We start from the raw sequence: 16,998 nt of genomic DNA, 5'->3' as shown, positions 1-16,998 counted from the left end.
TGAGTCAAGCGGCGACTGGCCTCCGCCTTCGCGTCGCGCTAACACCCCGTCATGGCGCGAACCAAGCTGAACCCTGAATTCGAGATCGAGGTCGACGGCGAGACCTATGTCTGGCGGCTGCAACGCACGCCCCACTGGTCGAAGGACCCGACCGAGCGGCACGGCATGGCCATCGCCGTCCATCACGTCGAGGGCAAGCGCGAGGTCGTCATCGAGTTTCCGCCGGGCGAGCAGCCCCGCTACGGCGCGCCGCAGCTGAAGACCGAACAGGTGCCCAAGAAGCTGGTGGCGACCGCCATCGCCTCGGCGCTCGAAGCCGGCTGGGAGCCCTGGTCGCGCGGCAAGCCGGTGATCATCGCGGTGGACGAAGCTGGGGGCTGATGACTTGAAAGTCCCTCTCTCTTAGAGAGAGGGAGGGGCCCGCCGCGAAGCGGTGGGAGGGTGAGAGGTTACAGCCTTGGCCGGAAAGCTCTCGACCTGGAGCATCGCGGCTTCCCAGGCATGATCCTTCGGTTCGACTCAAGTTCTGGCGACCGCGCTCTATTCGGAGAGGGTGTACCCTCTCACCCTCCCACGCCTGCGGCGTGGGCCCCTCCCTCTCTCCATGAGAGAGGGGTTGGAGGGCATATAGTGCATCCCGACGCTGATCCGCGCGCCGCCTGATTGACACCCGCCCACCGGCGTTCTCCGATACCGTCGGTACCAAGCGTGGCGGGGTGAGATGCAAGGGCAGGTTTCTGAGCCGACGGGCAGTCTGGCCACCGCGCTGGGCCATGCGGCGCGGCTGCTGTCGCACGATCCCGAACTGGCGCGCGAGCAGGCCCTGGCTATTCTGGAAGCCGCGCCGCGTCATCCCGGCGCGACCCTGATCCTGGCCGCGGCCCTGCGGCTGGCGGGCGACCCGGCCGCGGCCTTGCCGGTGATCGATCCACTGTCGCGCGGCCTGCCCCAGGCAGTGGAGGTGCAGCTGGAGCATGGCCTCGTCCTGCTGGATCTTGGCCGCACGCAGGAGGCCGCGGCGGCGCTGCGGCGAGCCACGACGCTCAACCCGAACCTGGGCGAGGCCTGGCGGGCGCTGTCGGTGGCCCTGACCGTGCTGGGCGACCTGGTCGGCGCCCAGGCCGCGGGCGACCGGCAGGTGAGGGCCTCGGTGCGCGATCCGGCGTTGATCGCGGCGGCCTCGGCCCTGGTCGAGGGCAAGCTGCCGCAGGCCGAGCATGGCCTGCGGGCTTACCTGGCGACGCGCCCCGACGAGCCGGCCGCCTTGCGCATGCTGGCCGAGGTGGCCGCGCGCCTGGGCCGCTACGAGGACGCCGAACGGATCCTGACGGAGACCCTGGCCTTCGCCCCCGGGTTCACCGCCGCGCGGCACAACCTGGCCACCTTGCTCTATCGCCAGAACAAGACCCTGGAGGCGCTGGCGCAGCTCGATCTGCTGCAGGCGGCCGACCCGCGCCATCCGGCCTACGCCAACCTGCGCGCCGCCGCCCTGGTGCGGATCGGCGAGTACGAGGCGGCCGTGGCCATCTATCGCCAGGTGCTGGAGCGTCATCCTCACCAGCCGAAGGGCTGGATGAGCTATGGCCACGCGCTGAAGACCCTGGGCCGCCGCGCCGAGTGCGAGGCGGCCTATCGCAAGGCCGTCGAACAGGCGCCGATGCTGGGCGAGGCCTGGTGGAGCCTGGCCAACCTCAAGACCCTGCGCTTTTCGGAAGAGGACCTGGCCGTCATGGAGGGCCAGCTGGCCCGCGACGACCTGGCCGACGAGGATCGCTTCCACCTGCACTACGCCCTGGGCAAGGCGCTGGAGGACGCCGGCCGCTACGAGGCGTCGTTCGGTCACTACGCCAAGGGGGCCGAGCTGCGTCGTGTCCAGATCCGCTACGACGCCGACGAGACCACCGCCCACGCGAAGCGCAGCAAGGCGCTGCTGACGCCCGCCTTCTTCGCCGAGCGCAAGGGCTGGGGTGCGGCCGCGCCCGACCCGATCTTCGTCGTCGGCCTGCCGCGCTCGGGCTCGACCCTGATCGAGCAGATCCTGGCCAGCCACTCGCAGGTCGAGGGCACGATGGAGCTGCCCGACATCATCGCCATCGCCAAGCGGCTGGGCGGGCGCCGGGGCGAGGGGTTGTACCCCGAGGCGCTGGCCGGGCTGGACGCCGAGGCCCTGCGGGCGCTGGGCGAGGAGTACGTCGAGCGCACCCGGGTGCAGCGCAAGACCGACCGGCCGTTCTTCGTCGACAAGATGCCCAACAACTTCGCCCATGCCGGGCTGATCCACCTGATGCTGCCCAATGCGAAGATCATCGACGCGCGCCGCCACCCGCTGGGCTGCTGCTTCTCGGGGTTCAAGCAGCACTTCGCGCGGGGCCAGACCTTCAGCTACGGCCTGGAGGACATCGGGCGCTACTACGCCGACTACGTGGACCTGATGGCGCACGTCGACGCCGTGCTGCCGGGGCGCGTGCACCGGGTGATCTACGAGGAGATGGTCGAGGATCCGGAAGGCCAGATTCGCCGGTTGCTGGATCATTGCGGGCTGCCGTTCGAGGCGACATGCCTGGATTTCCACCAGAACGACCGCGCCGTGCGCACGGCGAGCTCCGAACAGGTGCGCCAGCCGATTTTCCGCGACGGCGTGGATCAGTGGCGCAACTATGAACCGTGGCTTGGTCCGCTGAAGGCGGCTCTGGGCCCTGTCCTGACGGCCTATCCCGCCGCGCCTGTTATTTGACCACCGGAAGACGGCGCTGCCGTTTTTGCAACAGTCCGGTGAATTGCGCAGCCGCCGAGCTTTGCCGGATTGTCGGACTCACGACATTGAAAGAACGTCGTTCTCTCTGGGGCCAAGGAGCGAACACGTGTCGATTAGGCGTTCAAAAACAATGCGGTCGGGCCTTCTGGTCACGGCCCTGATGTCAAGCAGCGCGCTTTGTGGGGCGGCGCTGGCGCAGGAAAGCGGGGTGGCGCTGGAAGAGGTGGTCGTCACCGCCCAGAAGCGTTCGGAAAATCTGCAGGACGTGCCGGTCAGCATCCAAGCGCTGGGCCAGGCCAAGCTGGAGCAGCTGGAGGTCGCCGACTTCGCCGACTATGTGAAGTTCCTGCCCAGCGTGTCGTTCCAGGGCTCGGGGCCGGGCTTCAACCAGGTCTACATGCGCGGCGTCGCCAGCGGCGGCGACGGCAACCACTCCGGTTCGCTGCCCAGCGTGGGCATCTATCTGGACGAGCAGCCGATCACCACGATCCAGGGCGCGCTCGACGTCCACATCTACGACATCGAACGGGTCGAGGCCCTGGCCGGGCCGCAGGGCACGCTGTACGGCGCCAGCTCGCAGGCCGGCACCATCCGCATCATCACCAACAAGCCCAGCACGGCCGGCTTCAAGGCCGGCTACAGCCTGGAGGTCAACAAGGTCGACCACGGCGGCACGGGCTATGTGGCCGAGGGGTTCGTCAACCAGCCGCTGTCCGACACCATCGCCGTGCGCATGGTGGGGTGGAGCAAGCGCGACGCCGGCTACATCGACAACGTGCCGGGGACGCGCACCTATCCGACCTCGGGCGTGACCATCAACAACGCCGGCGTGGCCGAGCAGAACTACAACGAGGTCGAGACCCACGGCGCCCGGGCGGCCGTGAAGGTCGAGCTGGGCGAGAACTGGACGATCACGCCCCAGGTCATGGGCCAGGTGCAGAAGAGCGGCGGCTTCTTCGGCTATGATCCCGACATCGGCGACCTGCAGGTCAGCCACTACTATCCGGAAAGCGCCGACGACCGCTGGTGGCAGGCGGCCATGACGGTCGAGGGCAAGATCAGCAATCTCGACATCGTCTATTCCGGTTCGTACCTGCAGCGCACGACCGACACCGAGCAGGACTACACCGACTACTCGTACTTCTACGACACGCTGTACGGCTACGGCGCTTACTGGACCGACGACGCCGGCAATCCGGTGGACCCGTCGCAGTTCATCCAGGGCAAGGACCGCTACAACCGGATCAGCCACGAACTGCGGGTCAGCTCGCCGCAGGACGCGCGCCTGCGCTTCGTCGCGGGCCTGTTCTACCAGCGCCAGGCGCACGGCATCCACCAGGACTACCAGATCTCGGCCCTGGGCGAGTCGCTGTCGGTTCCGGGCCACCCGGGCACCATCTGGCTGACCGAGCAGAAGCGCGTCGACCGCGACACGGCCGCGTTCGGCGAGGTGTCGTTCGACATCCTGCCCAACCTGACGGCCACGGCCGGCATCCGCTTCTTCGAGGCCGACAATTCGCTGGTCGGCTTCTACGGCTACGGCGCGGGCTACGGCTCGACGGGCGAGCGGGCCTGCTTCAAGGGGCCGGTGATCGCCGGTTCGCCCTGCACCAACCTCGACAAGCGGGTGAAGGAGACGGGCAACACGCCCAAGGTCAACCTCACCTACAAGATCGACCCCGACAAGCTGGTCTACGTGACCTACTCGGAAGGCTACCGGCCGGGCGGCATCAACCGTCGCGGCACGCTGCCGCCCTATCTGTCGGACTATCTGAAGAACTACGAGTTCGGCTGGAAGACCAGCTGGGCCCAGAACCGCCTTCGCTGGAACGGCGCGGTCTATCTGGAGAAGTGGAACAAGTTCCAGTTTTCGATCCTGGGGGCCAACGGCCTGACCGAGATCAAGAACGCCAACGAGGCCGAGATCAAGGGCGCGGAGACCGACCTGACCCTGGCGGTGTCCGAGGGCTTCACGATCAACGCCGCGGCCGCCTACACCGACGCCAAGCTGACGGCCAACTACTGCGGCGCCACCGACAGCGCCGGCGTGCCGATCACCGACTGTCCGCCGGGCTCGGTCGAGTTCCCCGACGGGCCGCAGGCGCCCAAGGGCACCCGCCTGCCGATCACGCCGAAGTTCAAGGCCAACCTGACGGCGCGCTACGAGTTCACCTGGAGCGACTACGACGCCTTCGTCCAGGGCTCGGTCGTGGGGCAGACCTCGTCCTATTCGGACCTGCGCACGGTCGAGGCGGGAATCCTCGGCAAGCAGGAGGGCTATGCGACCTTCGACCTGTCGGCGGGCTTCTCGCGCGCCAGCTGGTCGGTCTCGGCCTATCTGACCAACCTGACGGACGAGCGGGCCAGCGCCAGTCGGTTCGTGCAGTGCGCCGAGGCGGTCTGCGCCGACAAGGTCTATGTCATTCCCAACCAGCCCCGGACCTTCGGCCTGAAGTTCGGCCAGAAGTTCTGATCGCTGACGAAAGCCCGCGCCGCCCCCGTCTCGCGACGGGGGCGGTTGCGCGTCCGGGACGGGGGTGAAAGCATGGCCGTATGAGTACTTCGTCGCCCAAGGCCCTCGGATTCTGGATGTGCAGCGCCCTGGTGGTGGGCAACATGATCGGCTCGGGCGTGTTCATGCTGCCCGCGTCGCTGGCGCCGTACGGCTGGAACGGCGTGCTGGGCTGGATCATCACGATCGCCGGCGGCCTTTGCCTGGCCTTCGTCTTCGCCCGACTGTCGGCGGCCCTGCCGCGCGAGGGCGGTCCCTACGCCTACACCCAGGAGGCCTTCGGCCGCACGGCGGGATTCGTCGTCGCCTGGGCCTACTGGATCTCGCTCTGGGTCGGCAACGCGGCCATCGCCACCGGCGCGGTCAGCTATCTGTCGGTTCTCGTCCCGGCCATAGCCAAGACCCCGGGCCTGCACGCCCTGGTCACCCTGGCCCTGATCTGGGGCCTGATCGGCGTCAACTGCCTGGGCGCGCGGCTGGCCGGCGAGGTGCAGGTGGTGACCACGGTGCTCAAGCTGCTGCCGCTGGCGGCGGTGCTGGGCCTGTCGGCCTGGCTGCTGGGCCGCGATGGCGCGGCCGCGATCACCGCGCCATTGGACACCGCGCAACTGGGCGGCCCCGGCCTCGTCGCCGCCTCGGCCCTGACGCTGTGGGCGTTGCTCGGCCTGGAGTCGGCCACCGTACCGGCCGACAAGGTCAAGGATCCGGCCCGCACCATCCCGCGCGCCACCCTGTTTGGCGCGGCCTTCACCGGCGTGGTCTACCTGCTGGTCTGCTCGGCGGTGGTGCTGCTTTCGCCCCCTGACGCCCTGAAGGCCTCCAACGCGCCGATGGCCGAGTTCATCGGCCGGTTCTGGGGCTCGGGCGCGGCCATGGCCGTGGCCGCCTTCGCCGCGATCAGCGCCTTCGGGGCGCTGAACGGCTGGGTGCTGCTGCAGGGCGAGATGCCCTACGCCATGGCCAGGGGCGGGGTGTTTCCGAAGTTTCTCGCCAAGTCGTCGGGCAGGGGAACGCCGGTGCGGGCGCATCTGGTCTCGGGCGTGTTCCTGACCGCACTGGTCGCGATCAACTACGCCAAGTCGATGGCCGACCTCTTCACCTTCATTGCCCTCCTGGCGACCACGGCCTCGCTGTTCACCTACCTGGCCTGCGCCCTGGCGGCGCTGAAGCTGCAGGCCAAGGGCCTGGTTCCCGGCTCGCGCCTGCTCACCGTGGTGGCGATCCTGGCCGGCCTCTACGCCGTCTTCACCCTGTTCGGCGCGGGCAGGGAGGCCGTGATGTGGGGTCTCGTGCTGCTGGCCGCCGGCCTTCCCGTCCATCTCCTGATGCGCCGTACGGCGCGCGCCTGAGGACCGACCCATGATCCTGCGCTCGACCCTGACGGCGGGCGTCGCCGCCCTGGCGCTGCTGGCGGCCGGTTCCGCCCTGGCCCAGGTCTCCTACGTGCGGGCCGGCAGGCTGGTCGATCCGGTGGCCGGCAAGGTGCTGACCGACCGCGTGATCCGGATCGAGGGCGAGCGGATCACGGCCGTGAGCGCCTGGACCGGCGCGCCGGCCGACGGGCCCGTGCGCGACTGGTCGGGCCTGACGGTGCTGCCCGGCCTGATCGACATGCACACACACATCGTCGACCAGGAGCAGACCGAGAACATCGCAGAGCCGCTGCTGACCACGGCCGCCGAGCAGGCCTACATCGGCGCGGCCCATGCCCGCTCGACCCTGATGGCCGGCTTCACCAGCGTGCGCGATGTCGGGACCTGGCGGGCGTTCGGCGACGTGGCGCTGAGGGACGCCATCGACAAGGGCCTGGTCCCCGGGCCGCGGATGTCGGTCGCCGGGGCCTATGTGACGACGCCGGGCGGGGGTGGGGAGGTAACCGGCATCGCCGCCGACGTCGGCATTCCCGCCGAGATGCGCCGGGGCGTGGTGCAGGACGTGGCCGACACCCACCGCAAGACCCGCGACATCCTGGTGCACGGCGCCGACTTTCTCAAATTGATCGCCACCGGCGCGGTGCTGACCGTCGGCACCGAGCCCGGCCAGCTGGAGCTTTCCAAGGAAGAGATCGAGGCCGCCGTCGAGGAGGCGGCCAAGCGCGGGACCTACGCCACCGCCCACGCCCATGGGGCCGAAGGGATCAAGGTGGCCGTCCGGGCCGGCGTGCGCTCGATCGAGCACGGCTCGCTGATCGACGACGAGGGGATCGCCCTGATGAAGGCCAGGGGCGCCTGGTTGGTCGCCGACATCTACAACGGCGACTACATCGACGAGATCGGCACGAAGAACGGCTGGCCGGCCGAGACCCTGCGCAAGAACCGCGAGACGACCGACGCCCAGCGCGAGGGCTTCCGCAAGGCGGTGAAGGCGGGCGTGCGCATCGCCTACGGCACCGACGCCGGCGTCTATCCGCACGGCCTGAACGCGCGCCAGCTGCCCTACATGGTCCGTTACGGCATGACGCCGATGCAGGCGATCCAGTCGGCGACGACCAGCGCGGCGGCTTTGATGGGCAAGGACAAGGACGTCGGCTGCGTCCAGGCCGGCTGCTACGCCGACCTGATCGCGGTGGCCGGCGATCCGCTGGCCGATGTCGGCGTGCTGGCGAACGTGGCCAAGGTCATGAAGGGCGGAGTTATCTACAAGGGCGAAACCTTGCCGGAGAATTAGCCATTTCGCGGCTGGCTCGGTGCGTGCATTGTGCGCCGCAACTCAATGTTGCTGTGCAGCATTGAAACAGCTGTCGCGAAGCGGTCCGTGGGGGAAAGCTGGCGTCAGCCTCGATGCAGGAGCCTCCCCATGGCCGACTCGAACCACTACTACGTCCGTCCCGTCGCCGGCGTCTGGCACGTGACCTGGAACGACTCGCCCGACCTGATCAGCTCGTGCCCCAGCCAGCACGAAGCCGTCGCCCTGGCCCAGCTTCTGGCCCGTCACATGACGAGCCAGGGCCGTTACGCCGAAGTGCATGTGGCCGAGCCGGAAGCCCGCCGCCCGACCTGGGGCCGCAAGGGCCTGGCCGGCGCCGCCGCCGTCGCGGCCTGATCGCGAATTCTTCCAATCTAGGCTGACTTCCAGGCCGCTCCGACACCGTCGGGGCGGCCTTTTTCTCAAGGCAGCCAGGCCCGGGCCGCCGTCTCCAGCGCCAGCACGGCCTCGCCCGGGCTGAAGGTGCTGGGGTCCAGGCACAGTTCCAGCCATAGCCCGTCGACCATGGCCGTCAGGGCGATGGCCGCCAGGCGCCGGTCGCGCGCGCCGCAGTCGGCCAGCAGGGTCTCCAGCCGCGCCCGATAGGCGGCGTAGGAGGCGGCGTGGATGGCGGCGATGCGCGGCTTGGTCTTCACCAGCCCCCAGAAGCCGATCCAGGCCGCCAGCAGATCGGGGTCGAGAACCGGCGGGGCGAAACTGGCCGCCAGATAGGCCGAAAGACGGGCGCGAGGGGCCTGGCCGGCGGCGGCCACCGCCGCCTCCAGCGCCGCGTCGATCCGCTGGTCCACCCCCTCGTAGGCGGCGGCGATCAGCTCGTCGACGCCCTCGAAATAGTGGCGCAGCAGGCCGGCCGAGACTCCGGCCTCGGCGCAGATGGTCCGCACGGAAGTCCCGGCCACGCCCTCGCGCGCCAGCACGGCCTCGGCCGCCGCGACCAGGGCCTGGCGGCGGACGTCGGGCGCTTCGCGGGTGAAGGGGGCGCGGGTCAGGGGATGACCCCCTCAGTCGCTCCGCGACAGCTCCCCCAGAGGGGGAGCATCTGAAGGGCGCGAACCTGGATCCTCCCCCTTTGGGGGAGGTGGCCCGGAGGGCCGGAGGGGGCGCTCACCACCCCTCCGGCGGCCGCGGCAGGCGGCTTTCGGGGATCAGCGAGCGCAGCTTGCGGCCAAAGCTGCGCAAAGACACCTCGCTGGCCGCCAGCGGACCGGCGGTGAAGGTGCGCGAGGCCATGCCCTGCTGGACGCGGGCGACGAGTTCGGTGTCCTCGGCGTTGACCTGGCGGTTGATGCGCCAGTTCAGATAGCGCGCCGCCTTCATCTCGCGCCGCTCATCAGGCAGGGCGTAGGCGATCTCGCGGATCATGGTGGTCGTGGCCGAGACCGGGATGAACTGCATGAAGTCCACCTGGTCGGGATAGATGTCGAAGGCGAAGTTCGGCCAGAGCTTGAAATAGGTCCACAGGCGCTTGCGGTCTTCGGGCAGGTGGGGGACGTCTGGCAGCACGTCCTGGTACAGCCGCTCGGACGCGTTGTTCGACGGTTCGTCGATCAGCTGGCCCCACATCTTGTCGACCCAGGTCTCGGCTTCGACGCCATAGCCCTTGCCGAACAGGCGGGTCAGGCCCGGGTGGGCGATCGGGATGTGCAGGCCGTCGGAATAGTTGTCGCTGATGTTCTTCCAGTTGACGTCGCGCGGCCGCAGGGTGACGCGGCCAAACGGCTGCAGGTCCTCGAACCGGTAGTGGGCGACCTCGTGCTCGTAGGGGGCCATCATGTCCGCCACCGACGGGCCGTCACCCTCCAGCCGCACGAAGACGAAGCCGCGCCAGATCTCGGTGTCCAGCCTGGCCAGGCCCTCCTTGGCCATGTCGAGCGCCGGATAGTCGTCGCGCATCGGCACGCCGATCAGTCGACCCTCAAGGTCGTAGGTCCAGGCGTGGTAGGGGCACACGATGCGGCCGCAGCGGCCGGTGGGGCCGTCCAGCAGCCGCGCGCCCCGGTGCCGGCAGACGTTGGCGAACGCCCGCGCCCCGCCGTCCTTGCCGCGCACCACCACAATGCTCTCGCCCACGAAGTCGAAGGTGTGGAAGTCGCCGGCTTTCGGAATGTCGTTCAGGTGGCAGACGATCTGCCACGACGGCCGGAAGACCTTGTCCTGCTCCTCGCGGAAGAACCGTTCGGAGCCGTAGATCCAGCCGGGCAGGCCCCAGTCCGAAAGGGGGTCGTGGTTGGGGAGGGCGGTCATGACGCTCACCGTCCCACCACGGCCAGCTTCACCGCCGTGGTGAAGTCCTTGTCGCGCAGGATTTCGCGGGCGGCGTTGCGGCCGGGATTACCCGACACCCCGCCGCCGGGATGCGCGCCCGCGCCGCACATGTAGAGGCCCTTGATCGGCGCGCGATGGCTGGCGTGGCCCAGCAGCGGACGCGCGGCCCACAGCTGATCCAGGCTCATGTGGCCGTGCATGATGTCGCCGCCGATCAGGCCGAACTTCCGCTCCAGGTCCAGCGGCGACAGGATCACGCGACCCAGCACCGAGGCCTTGAAGTTGGGGGCCCAGCGATCGACCGTGTCGATGATCAGGTCGGCGGCGGCCTCGCGCTCGTCGTCCCAGGAACGGCCCTCGGGCAGGGTCGGCGCGAACTGCTGGCAGAACAGGCTGGCCACGTGCTGGCCGGGCGGGGCCAGGCTGGTGTCCAGCGTCGAGGGGATCAGCATCTCGACGATCGGCGCGCGGCTCATGCCGCCGGCCTTGGCGTCGCGATACGCCGCGTCCATGTAGTCGAGGCTGGGGGCGATGACGATGCCGCTCTGATGGTGCTCGGCTGGCGCCTTGCCGGGCAGGGACGTGAAGTCGGGCAGTTCCGACAGGGCCACGTTCATGCGGAAGGTGCCCGAGCCGTTCTTGTAGCCGTCGATCGCCTTCCTGAAATCGGCCGGCAGGGCCGAAGGCGGCACCAGCTTCTTGTACAGCAGGGCCGGATTGACGTTGGCGCTGACGATCGGGGCCATGATCTGGCGGCCGTCGACCAGCTGTACGCCGACAGCCTTGCCTCCATCGACGTGCACCCCCTCGACGGGGGCGTTGAGCAGGATCTCGACCCCGGCCTTCTCGCAGGCCTTGGCCATGGCCTGGGTGATCGCGCCCATGCCGCCGACGGCGTGGCCCCAGGCGCCCTTCTTGCCGTTCACCTCGCCGAAGGTGTGGTGCAGCAGCACATAGGCCGAGCCGGGCGTGTCGGGGCTGGCGTAGTTGCCGACCACGGCGTCGAAGCCGAAGGCGGCCTTGACCGGCTCGCTCTCGAACCAGCCATTGAGGAAGTCGCGCGCGCTCTTGGTGAACAGGTCGAGCAGGTCGCGCTTGCGTTCGCGCGACAGCATGGCGAGACGCCCGCCCTGGCGCAGGGCGCGCAAGATCCCCGGCAGGCCGTCGCCCAGGTTGGGCGGGGTCTCCTGGGCGAGATCGCGCAGCACATCGCCGATCTCGTCGAGCATGGCGTAGTAGGCCGGCAGGATCTCGGCGTCGCGGCGGCTGAACTTGCGGAACTCGGCTTGGGTGCGCTCCAGCCCGCCGCCGAGCTTGAGGAACTTCTCGTCGCTGATCGGCAGGAAGTTGGAGATCGGCCGCTCCAGGAAGGTCAGGCCGAACCCGTGCAGGTCCATGTCGGCGATGACGCGCGGATTGAGCAGGCTGACCGTGTAGCTGGCCACCGAGTTGCGGAAGCCGGGATGGAACTCCTCGGTCACGGCGGCCCCGCCGACCACGCCGCGGGCCTCGCAGACGGTGACCTTCATCCCGGCCCTGGCCAGGTAGAAGGCGCAGACGAGGCCGTTGTGGCCTCCGCCGATGATCACGGCGTCACGAGTGTCGGTCATCGTCTCTCTCCCCAGGAGGCGTCTGGGGAGAGGTTGCTATACGAGTGTAAAATAGTCCAGGGGCGGCCCTGTGAAACCTCTCCCATGGGGAGAGGGAGGGGCCCGCTGCGAAGCAGTGGAAGGGTGAGGGGGGTCAGATTGTCGGATTGAGGCGCGGGTTCGGAGGTTCCGCCGGCAAGCAGTGAAACCTCTCACCCTCCCACGCCTTGCGGCGTGGGCCCCTCCCTCTCTCAAAGAGAGAGATCAGGCGTCAGTGCTTCCCGCGATCGCGCCCGAAGTTCGGCTCGGCGCTTTCCTGGCCGGCCGCGACGATGCCTCGCCGGATCGCCCGCGTGCGGGTGAAGTGGGCGTGCAGGGTGTCGGCGTCGCCCCAGCGGATGGCGCGGCTCATGGCCTGCAGGTCTTCGGTGAAGCGGCCCAGCATCTCCAGCACCGCGTCCTTGTTGGCCACGAAGATGTCGCGCCACATGGTCGGGTCGCTGGCGGCGATGCGGGTGAAGTCGCGGAAGCCCGAGGCCGAGTACTTGATGACCTCGTTCTCGGTGACGTTCTCCAGGTCGGCCGCGCTGCCCACGATGGTGTAGGCGATCAGGTGGGGCAGGTGGGAGACGACGGCCAGGACGAGGTCGTGGTGCTTTTCCTCCATCAGCTCGACCTGGGCGCCGAACGAGCGCCAGAAGGCCGACAGCTTGGCGACGGCGGCGGCGTAGGCTTCGTCCTCGCGGTCGGCCAGCGGGGTCAGGATGGTCCAGCGGCCTTCGAACAGCTCGGCGAAGCCGGCGTCGGGGCCAGACTGCTCGGTGCCGGCGATCGGGTGGCCCGGGATCGGGAACACCTTGGCCAGGGCGGGCGAGCGGAAGGCCTCGGCGATGGTGGCCTTGGTCGAGCCGACGTCGGTGAGGGTGGCGCCGGGCTTCAGGTGCGGGGCGACGGCGGCGGCGACGTCGCCGATCGACAGCACCGGCGTGGCGATGACGACGAGGTCGGCGTCCTTGACCGCTTCGGCCAGGTCGCCGGTGACATGGTCGGCCAGGCCGATCTCGAGCGCCCGGGCGCGGTGAGCCTCGCTGGCGTCGGCGATGGTCACCTCGCCGACCACGCCGTGGGCGCGGGCGGCCAGGATCACCGAGCCGCCGATCAGGCCGGCGCCGACGACGGTCATCTTGGGATAGAGCAGGCCGGTGGGGCTCATCGGTTCATAAACTCCGCCAGCAGGTCGACGACGGCGCGATTGTGCTCTTCGCGGCCGATGGTGATGCGCAGGGAATTGGGCAGGCCGTAGTTGGCCACCGCGCGGACGAGGTAGCCCTTGCTCGCCAGGAAGGCCTCGGCTTCCAGCGCCGTCCTGCCGGGCGTGGCCGGGAAGTCGACCAGCACGAAATTGGCGGCCGACGGGGTGACGGCCAGGCCAAGTCCGCCCAGTTGCTGGGCCAGCCACGGCCGCCACTGCTCGACCAGGGCCACCGAGGCGGCCTCGAAGGCGCGGTCGGCCAGGGCGGCGACGGCGGCCTCTTGCGCGGGGATCGAGGTATTGAACGGCGGGCGGATGCGCTCGATCGGCTCGATGATGTCCGCGTCCGCATAGCCCCAGCCGACCCGCAAGGACGCCAGGCCGTGGATCTTGGAGAAGGTGCGGGTGACGACGACGTTCTGGGCGTGGCGCGCCAGGGCCAGGCCGTCCTCGAAGCGGGGATCGGTGCAGAACTCGGCATAGGCGCCGTCCAGCACCAGGATCACCGAGGGCGGCAGGGTCGCGTGCAGGTCGCGGATCTCCTCGCCGGTCAGCCAGGTTCCGGTCGGGTTGGCCGGATTGGCGACAAAGACGATGCGGGTGCGCGCATCGACCTGTTTGGCGACCTCGGCCACGTCGATGCGACGGTTCGGCTCTGCGGCGAAGCGGACCTCGGCCTGGCAGGCGCGGGCGCCGATGGCATAGGCGGCGAAACCGTGCTCGCCCTGGACGATGTTGTCGCCGGGTTCGAGATAGGCCTGGCACAGCAGGGCGAAGATCTCATCGCTGCCGTCGCCGAAGGTCAGGCGCTCGGGCTCCAGGCCGTAGCGCTGCGATACGGCGGCGCGCAAGCCGCTGGCCTTGCCGTCCGGATAGACGTGCAGGCGGTCGGCGGCGTCACGATAGGCGGCTTTCGCCTGCTCGCTGCAGCCCAGGACGTTCTCGTTGCTCGACAGCTTCACCGGATGGGCGATCCCCTCGACCTTCGACTTGCCGCCCACATAGGCGGCGATGTCGAGGATCCCCGGCTTGGGCAGCGGACGGGGCGAGGCGGAGCGGTCGGAAGCGGTCATCACGGGTCTCGGCGGGGCGCCTCTGGAAGGCGCGGCCCTACTTACACGTCGAACGGAACGGGGGCAGCACCGATGACGCCGGACAGCTGGCCCGGAGCGCGGACCAGGCGCTCGTCGTCGCGCTGGTAGAAGCCCGACAGCGAGAACAGCTTCAGGCCGCCGGCCTCGGCCAGGGGCTCGGCCGCCACGCCGTCGGCGCCCAGGGCCTCGACGATGGCGCTCGCGCTCCTGGCGCTGTCGGTCACCCAGAAGGTCTGGTCGCCGCCGGTGGGCTCCACCTCGACCTGGGCCACCGCGAAGGCGGCCTGCGGGCCCCAGCGGGTCAGGCAGGGCAGGGCGGCGAAGATGTTCAGCGTCGGCTCGGCCAGCAGCCGGCCCCACCAGGCGTTTCCCGGCAAAAGGCCCAGGACTGAAACGCCCCACGGCGTCTTGGCGGCGGCCAGGGCGTCCTTGTCGGCGGCCACGACCTGCATCGGCGGGGCGGCGCCGAAGCGCGAACGGGCCAGCTCGACCGTGCGGCCGTCGCCCCAGACGGTCAGGTGGAACGGACCCTGGCGCGACAGGCTGTCGGCCATCAGTTCGCGCCAGATGCGGATGACGAGGCCGTCGGGGGCGTGCTCGCGCTGCGCAGACAGCAGCTTGCGGACAATCAGGGCCTCGCGGCCGGGACGCAGGCCAAAGCCGGTGTCGCCGGCGGCCTGCTTGGCGGCGGCCACGGCGCGCGAAAGACCGGCCCGCTCGTCGATCAGCGCGAGCAGTTGGCTATCGATGGCGTCGATGCGCCATCGGACCTCGTCCAGCGAGGGCGGCGTCTCGTCCGCGTCGCGACCCATGTCTATCCCCGAAAATGAGGGGCGGAACATAGTCCTTGCCGCGAAGGGTGCAATAGCCGCGTCGCCGGGGAAGGAAATTGCGTCGTTCGGCGGGGCGGAGAGCTGCCCCGTTGGGCGGCCGAAGGGCTGTCGGCGCCTTGCGGCTTGGCCGCATCGCTTGCATGTCTGGAGCCATGCAGAACGGACGTCTCATCACCCTGAGCCTCGCGGCCTCGATCCTGGCGGGCTGCCAGCACGCGTCTCCTGCGGGCTCAAAGGTGGTCCACGAGAAGGATCCGCGACGGTGCGCCGAGATCGCCGGCGGGACGAGCCTGCACGAACACCTGCTGAAGATGCGGTCCGACGGGTCCTGCGACGTGAGGCGCTGGTCTTCCTAGCGCGGCACATAGACCATCGGCGACGGGCCCGTGTCGAACGGGCCAAGGCGCGTGCGGCCGTTCTGGAACTCCAGGGTGGCGCTGAGCGTCGGGTCCTTGCCGACGGCCGTGGCCAGGGCGGCGGCCGCCGAGCGGGCGTCGGTGATCGCCTCGGCCGGGGTCGGCTTCTCGCGCACGGTGACGTCGAGCGCGCCCTGCAGGCGGCCGTTCGGGTCGACGGTCAGGGCGCCCGACTTGGCCTCGATCAAAGCGTCGCCGGCCGTCAGCTTGCCGCTCTCGACGGTGATCGCGCCGCCGGCGGCGGTCCAGTCACGGACGGCGTCGGTCCAGTTGTCGCCGCGCAGCGCCGAGACTTTGGCCAGGCGCGAGTCCCAGTAGAGCGAGGCGGTGCGGTCCTGGGCGATGCGGCCCAAGAGGCCCGTGAACGCGACCTTGGCGCCGTCGGCCTTGAACAGGATCGCGCCCTGGTCATCGGGACCCGAGCGCAGGTGCAACTGCAAGGCCTCGGTGGAGCTGATCGGGAACGGCTCGACGTCCGCGGCGGTGGTGAAGGCGAGCTTGGCGCCCTCGACCGAGATGCGCGGCGGATACTGGTCGAAGCCGGCCAGGCTGGCGCGCAGGGCCTGACCGGTGATCGTCACGTCGCCCTTCTCGGGACGGGTCAGGACGACGCCGGCGGGGGCGACGATGATCCAGTGGCCGATGCCGTAGATCATCGCCTCGCCCTTCAGCTGCGGCGCGCGCACGGCCCAGCCGGAGGGCTCGGCGACTCGGGCGTTCTCCAGCGTGACGTCGAGGCGGAACGGAAAGCCGGTGACCTCGCGCCTGGTCCACGACAGGTCGTAGCCTTCGGCCTTCAGGTGGGCCGAGGTCGCGTCCATGCGCTTGATCATCTCGTTGCGCAGATAGAACCAGCCGACGCTCCAGGCGATGCAGACCAGGGCCGCGAGCACGAAAGGCAAGACGAGGCCGCGACGGCGGGGCTTGCGGGACGGCGTCGGGTCGCTATGGGTCATGGGCGAAGGGGCTGTTCCGGTCGGTGAGGGTTTTGGGCGTGGCGAGCGAGCAGCCGCAGGGCGGCGATCGTTGGGTGTTCGGTTACGGATCGCTGATGTGGCGGCCCGGGTTCCCGTTCATAGACCGAAGAACCGCGGTTCTCCATGGGCGCAGGCGGGCGTTCTGCATCTATTCGGTGCATCACCGCGGCACCTACGACCGGCCGGGGCTGGTGCTGGGCCTGGCTCCCGGCGGCGCGGTGCGCGGCGTGGCCTATCGGGTGGCGGAAAGCGCCTGGCCAGAGGTCTACGCTTACTTGCGCGAACGCGAGCAGCCGACCGAGACCTATTTCGAGGCCTGGTCGAAGCTGCGCATCGACGGGAACGGCGAGGTCCCGGCCCTGGTGTTCCTGTCGGATCGCAAGCACGGCCAGTGGGCCGGGGCGCTGACCCTCGAGCAGCAGGCGCAGCTGATCGCCGGCGCCAGGGGGCTGTCGGGGCCGAACATCGACTATCTGCGCGATCTGGTCGGTCACCTGCGCGAGGATGGCGTGCGCGACCACGCCATGGAGGCCTTGCTGAAGATGGTGGAGGGGCTGGAGGGCTGAGCTGCGCTGACGCGCAGCCCCCCTCCGGCCCTC

The 16,998-nt window shown here is 69.6% G+C and carries 15 protein-coding genes; 8 read left to right on the top strand and 7 right to left on the bottom strand.

The genetic code is table 11. The features are described 5' to 3' along the window. Positions 1-51 precede the first annotated feature (51 nt). From G5B46_RS13445 to G5B46_RS13420, 6 genes are all read left to right on the top strand, one after another. On the top strand, positions 52-381 hold the full coding sequence (locus G5B46_RS13445; protein WP_165259312.1) for a hypothetical protein: 330 nt from the start codon (positions 52-54) through the stop codon (positions 379-381). 340 nt (positions 382-721) lie between these two features. Beyond that, positions 722-2,734, top strand: a complete 2,013-nt coding sequence (locus G5B46_RS13440; protein WP_165259310.1) for a tetratricopeptide repeat-containing sulfotransferase family protein — start codon at positions 722-724, stop codon at positions 2,732-2,734. 151 nt (positions 2,735-2,885) lie between these two features. Beyond that, positions 2,886-5,228, top strand: coding sequence for a TonB-dependent receptor (locus G5B46_RS13435; RefSeq protein ID WP_165259308.1), 2,343 nt, complete (start codon positions 2,886-2,888; stop codon positions 5,226-5,228). 80 nt (positions 5,229-5,308) lie between these two features. Next, positions 5,309-6,616, top strand: a complete 1,308-nt coding sequence (locus tag G5B46_RS13430; protein ID WP_165259306.1) for an amino acid permease — start codon at positions 5,309-5,311, stop codon at positions 6,614-6,616. 10 nt (positions 6,617-6,626) lie between these two features. After that, the gene (locus G5B46_RS13425; protein ID WP_165259305.1) at positions 6,627-7,934 is read left to right on the top strand and encodes an amidohydrolase family protein; all 1,308 of its coding nucleotides are present in this window, start codon (positions 6,627-6,629) and stop codon (positions 7,932-7,934) included. A gap of 129 nt (positions 7,935-8,063) precedes the next feature. Next, positions 8,064-8,309: a hypothetical protein gene (locus G5B46_RS13420; protein WP_101718012.1), complete on the top strand. Its 246-nt coding sequence runs from the start codon at positions 8,064-8,066 to the stop codon at positions 8,307-8,309. Positions 8,310-8,374: 65 nt separating this feature from the next. Here G5B46_RS13420 and G5B46_RS13415 read toward each other — a convergent pair whose 3' ends face one another. The 6 genes from G5B46_RS13415 to G5B46_RS13390 form a co-directional block, all read right to left on the bottom strand. Then, entirely contained in the window at positions 8,375-8,962 is a 588-nt protein-coding gene (locus G5B46_RS13415; protein ID WP_165259406.1) for a TetR family transcriptional regulator C-terminal domain-containing protein, read from the bottom strand. Positions 8,963-9,077: 115 nt separating this feature from the next. Next, positions 9,078-10,217: an aromatic ring-hydroxylating dioxygenase subunit alpha gene (locus tag G5B46_RS13410; protein WP_165259303.1), complete on the bottom strand. Its 1,140-nt coding sequence runs from the start codon at positions 10,215-10,217 to the stop codon at positions 9,078-9,080. 5 nt (positions 10,218-10,222) lie between these two features. Beyond that, entirely contained in the window at positions 10,223-11,848 is a 1,626-nt protein-coding gene (locus tag G5B46_RS13405; protein ID WP_165259301.1) for an NAD(P)/FAD-dependent oxidoreductase, read from the bottom strand. A gap of 250 nt (positions 11,849-12,098) precedes the next feature. Next, on the bottom strand, positions 12,099-13,040 hold the full coding sequence (locus tag G5B46_RS13400) for a prephenate/arogenate dehydrogenase family protein (RefSeq protein WP_165259299.1): 942 nt from the start codon (positions 13,038-13,040) through the stop codon (positions 12,099-12,101). Next, positions 13,037-14,152: a histidinol-phosphate transaminase gene (gene hisC, locus G5B46_RS13395; protein ID WP_165259297.1), complete on the bottom strand. Its 1,116-nt coding sequence runs from the start codon at positions 14,150-14,152 to the stop codon at positions 13,037-13,039. Before hisC ends, G5B46_RS13400 begins: the two co-directional genes overlap by 4 nt. Before the next feature lie 41 nt (positions 14,153-14,193). Continuing rightward, entirely contained in the window at positions 14,194-14,985 is a 792-nt protein-coding gene (locus G5B46_RS13390) for a chorismate mutase (RefSeq protein ID WP_165259295.1), read from the bottom strand. Between the two features lie 173 nt (positions 14,986-15,158). On the opposite strand from G5B46_RS13390, the gene G5B46_RS24200 reads away from it, so the two are divergent. After that, positions 15,159-15,362: a hypothetical protein gene (locus G5B46_RS24200; protein WP_205691657.1), complete on the top strand. Its 204-nt coding sequence runs from the start codon at positions 15,159-15,161 to the stop codon at positions 15,360-15,362. On the opposite strand, the gene G5B46_RS13385 is transcribed toward G5B46_RS24200, so the two are convergent. Continuing rightward, the gene (locus G5B46_RS13385) at positions 15,359-16,378 is read right to left on the bottom strand and encodes a DUF2125 domain-containing protein (protein ID WP_165259293.1); all 1,020 of its coding nucleotides are present in this window, start codon (positions 16,376-16,378) and stop codon (positions 15,359-15,361) included. The genes G5B46_RS24200 and G5B46_RS13385 overlap by 4 nt on opposite strands. Before the next feature lie 38 nt (positions 16,379-16,416). Between G5B46_RS13385 and G5B46_RS13380 the strand changes: the two genes are divergently transcribed. Continuing rightward, entirely contained in the window at positions 16,417-16,965 is a 549-nt protein-coding gene (locus tag G5B46_RS13380; RefSeq protein ID WP_165259292.1) for a gamma-glutamylcyclotransferase, read from the top strand. The last annotated feature ends 33 nt before the right edge of the window (positions 16,966-16,998 follow it).

This window comes from Caulobacter sp. 602-2 (assembly GCF_011043625.1).
Taxonomy (GTDB): domain Bacteria; phylum Pseudomonadota; class Alphaproteobacteria; order Caulobacterales; family Caulobacteraceae; genus Caulobacter.
This window is presented reverse-complemented; position numbering and strand designations above follow the sequence as displayed.

Coding starts and splice junctions, on each gene's coding strand:
- hisC (WP_165259297.1), bottom strand. CDS start 14,152: ATGACCGCTTCCGACCGCTCCGCCTCGCCCCGTCCGCTGCCCAAGCCG.
- G5B46_RS13440 (WP_165259310.1), top strand. CDS start 722: ATGCAAGGGCAGGTTTCTGAGCCGACGGGCAGTCTGGCCACCGCGCTG.
- G5B46_RS13405 (WP_165259301.1), bottom strand. CDS start 11,848: ATGACCGACACTCGTGACGCCGTGATCATCGGCGGAGGCCACAACGGC.
- G5B46_RS13435 (WP_165259308.1), top strand. CDS start 2,886: ATGCGGTCGGGCCTTCTGGTCACGGCCCTGATGTCAAGCAGCGCGCTT.
- G5B46_RS13430 (WP_165259306.1), top strand. CDS start 5,309: ATGAGTACTTCGTCGCCCAAGGCCCTCGGATTCTGGATGTGCAGCGCC.
- G5B46_RS13420 (WP_101718012.1), top strand. CDS start 8,064: ATGGCCGACTCGAACCACTACTACGTCCGTCCCGTCGCCGGCGTCTGG.
- G5B46_RS13400 (WP_165259299.1), bottom strand. CDS start 13,040: ATGAGCCCCACCGGCCTGCTCTATCCCAAGATGACCGTCGTCGGCGCC.
- G5B46_RS13410 (WP_165259303.1), bottom strand. CDS start 10,217: ATGACCGCCCTCCCCAACCACGACCCCCTTTCGGACTGGGGCCTGCCC.
- G5B46_RS13425 (WP_165259305.1), top strand. CDS start 6,627: ATGATCCTGCGCTCGACCCTGACGGCGGGCGTCGCCGCCCTGGCGCTG.
- G5B46_RS13445 (WP_165259312.1), top strand. CDS start 52: ATGGCGCGAACCAAGCTGAACCCTGAATTCGAGATCGAGGTCGACGGC.
- G5B46_RS13390 (WP_165259295.1), bottom strand. CDS start 14,985: ATGGGTCGCGACGCGGACGAGACGCCGCCCTCGCTGGACGAGGTCCGA.
- G5B46_RS13385 (WP_165259293.1), bottom strand. CDS start 16,378: ATGACCCATAGCGACCCGACGCCGTCCCGCAAGCCCCGCCGTCGCGGC.
- G5B46_RS24200 (WP_205691657.1), top strand. CDS start 15,159: ATGCAGAACGGACGTCTCATCACCCTGAGCCTCGCGGCCTCGATCCTG.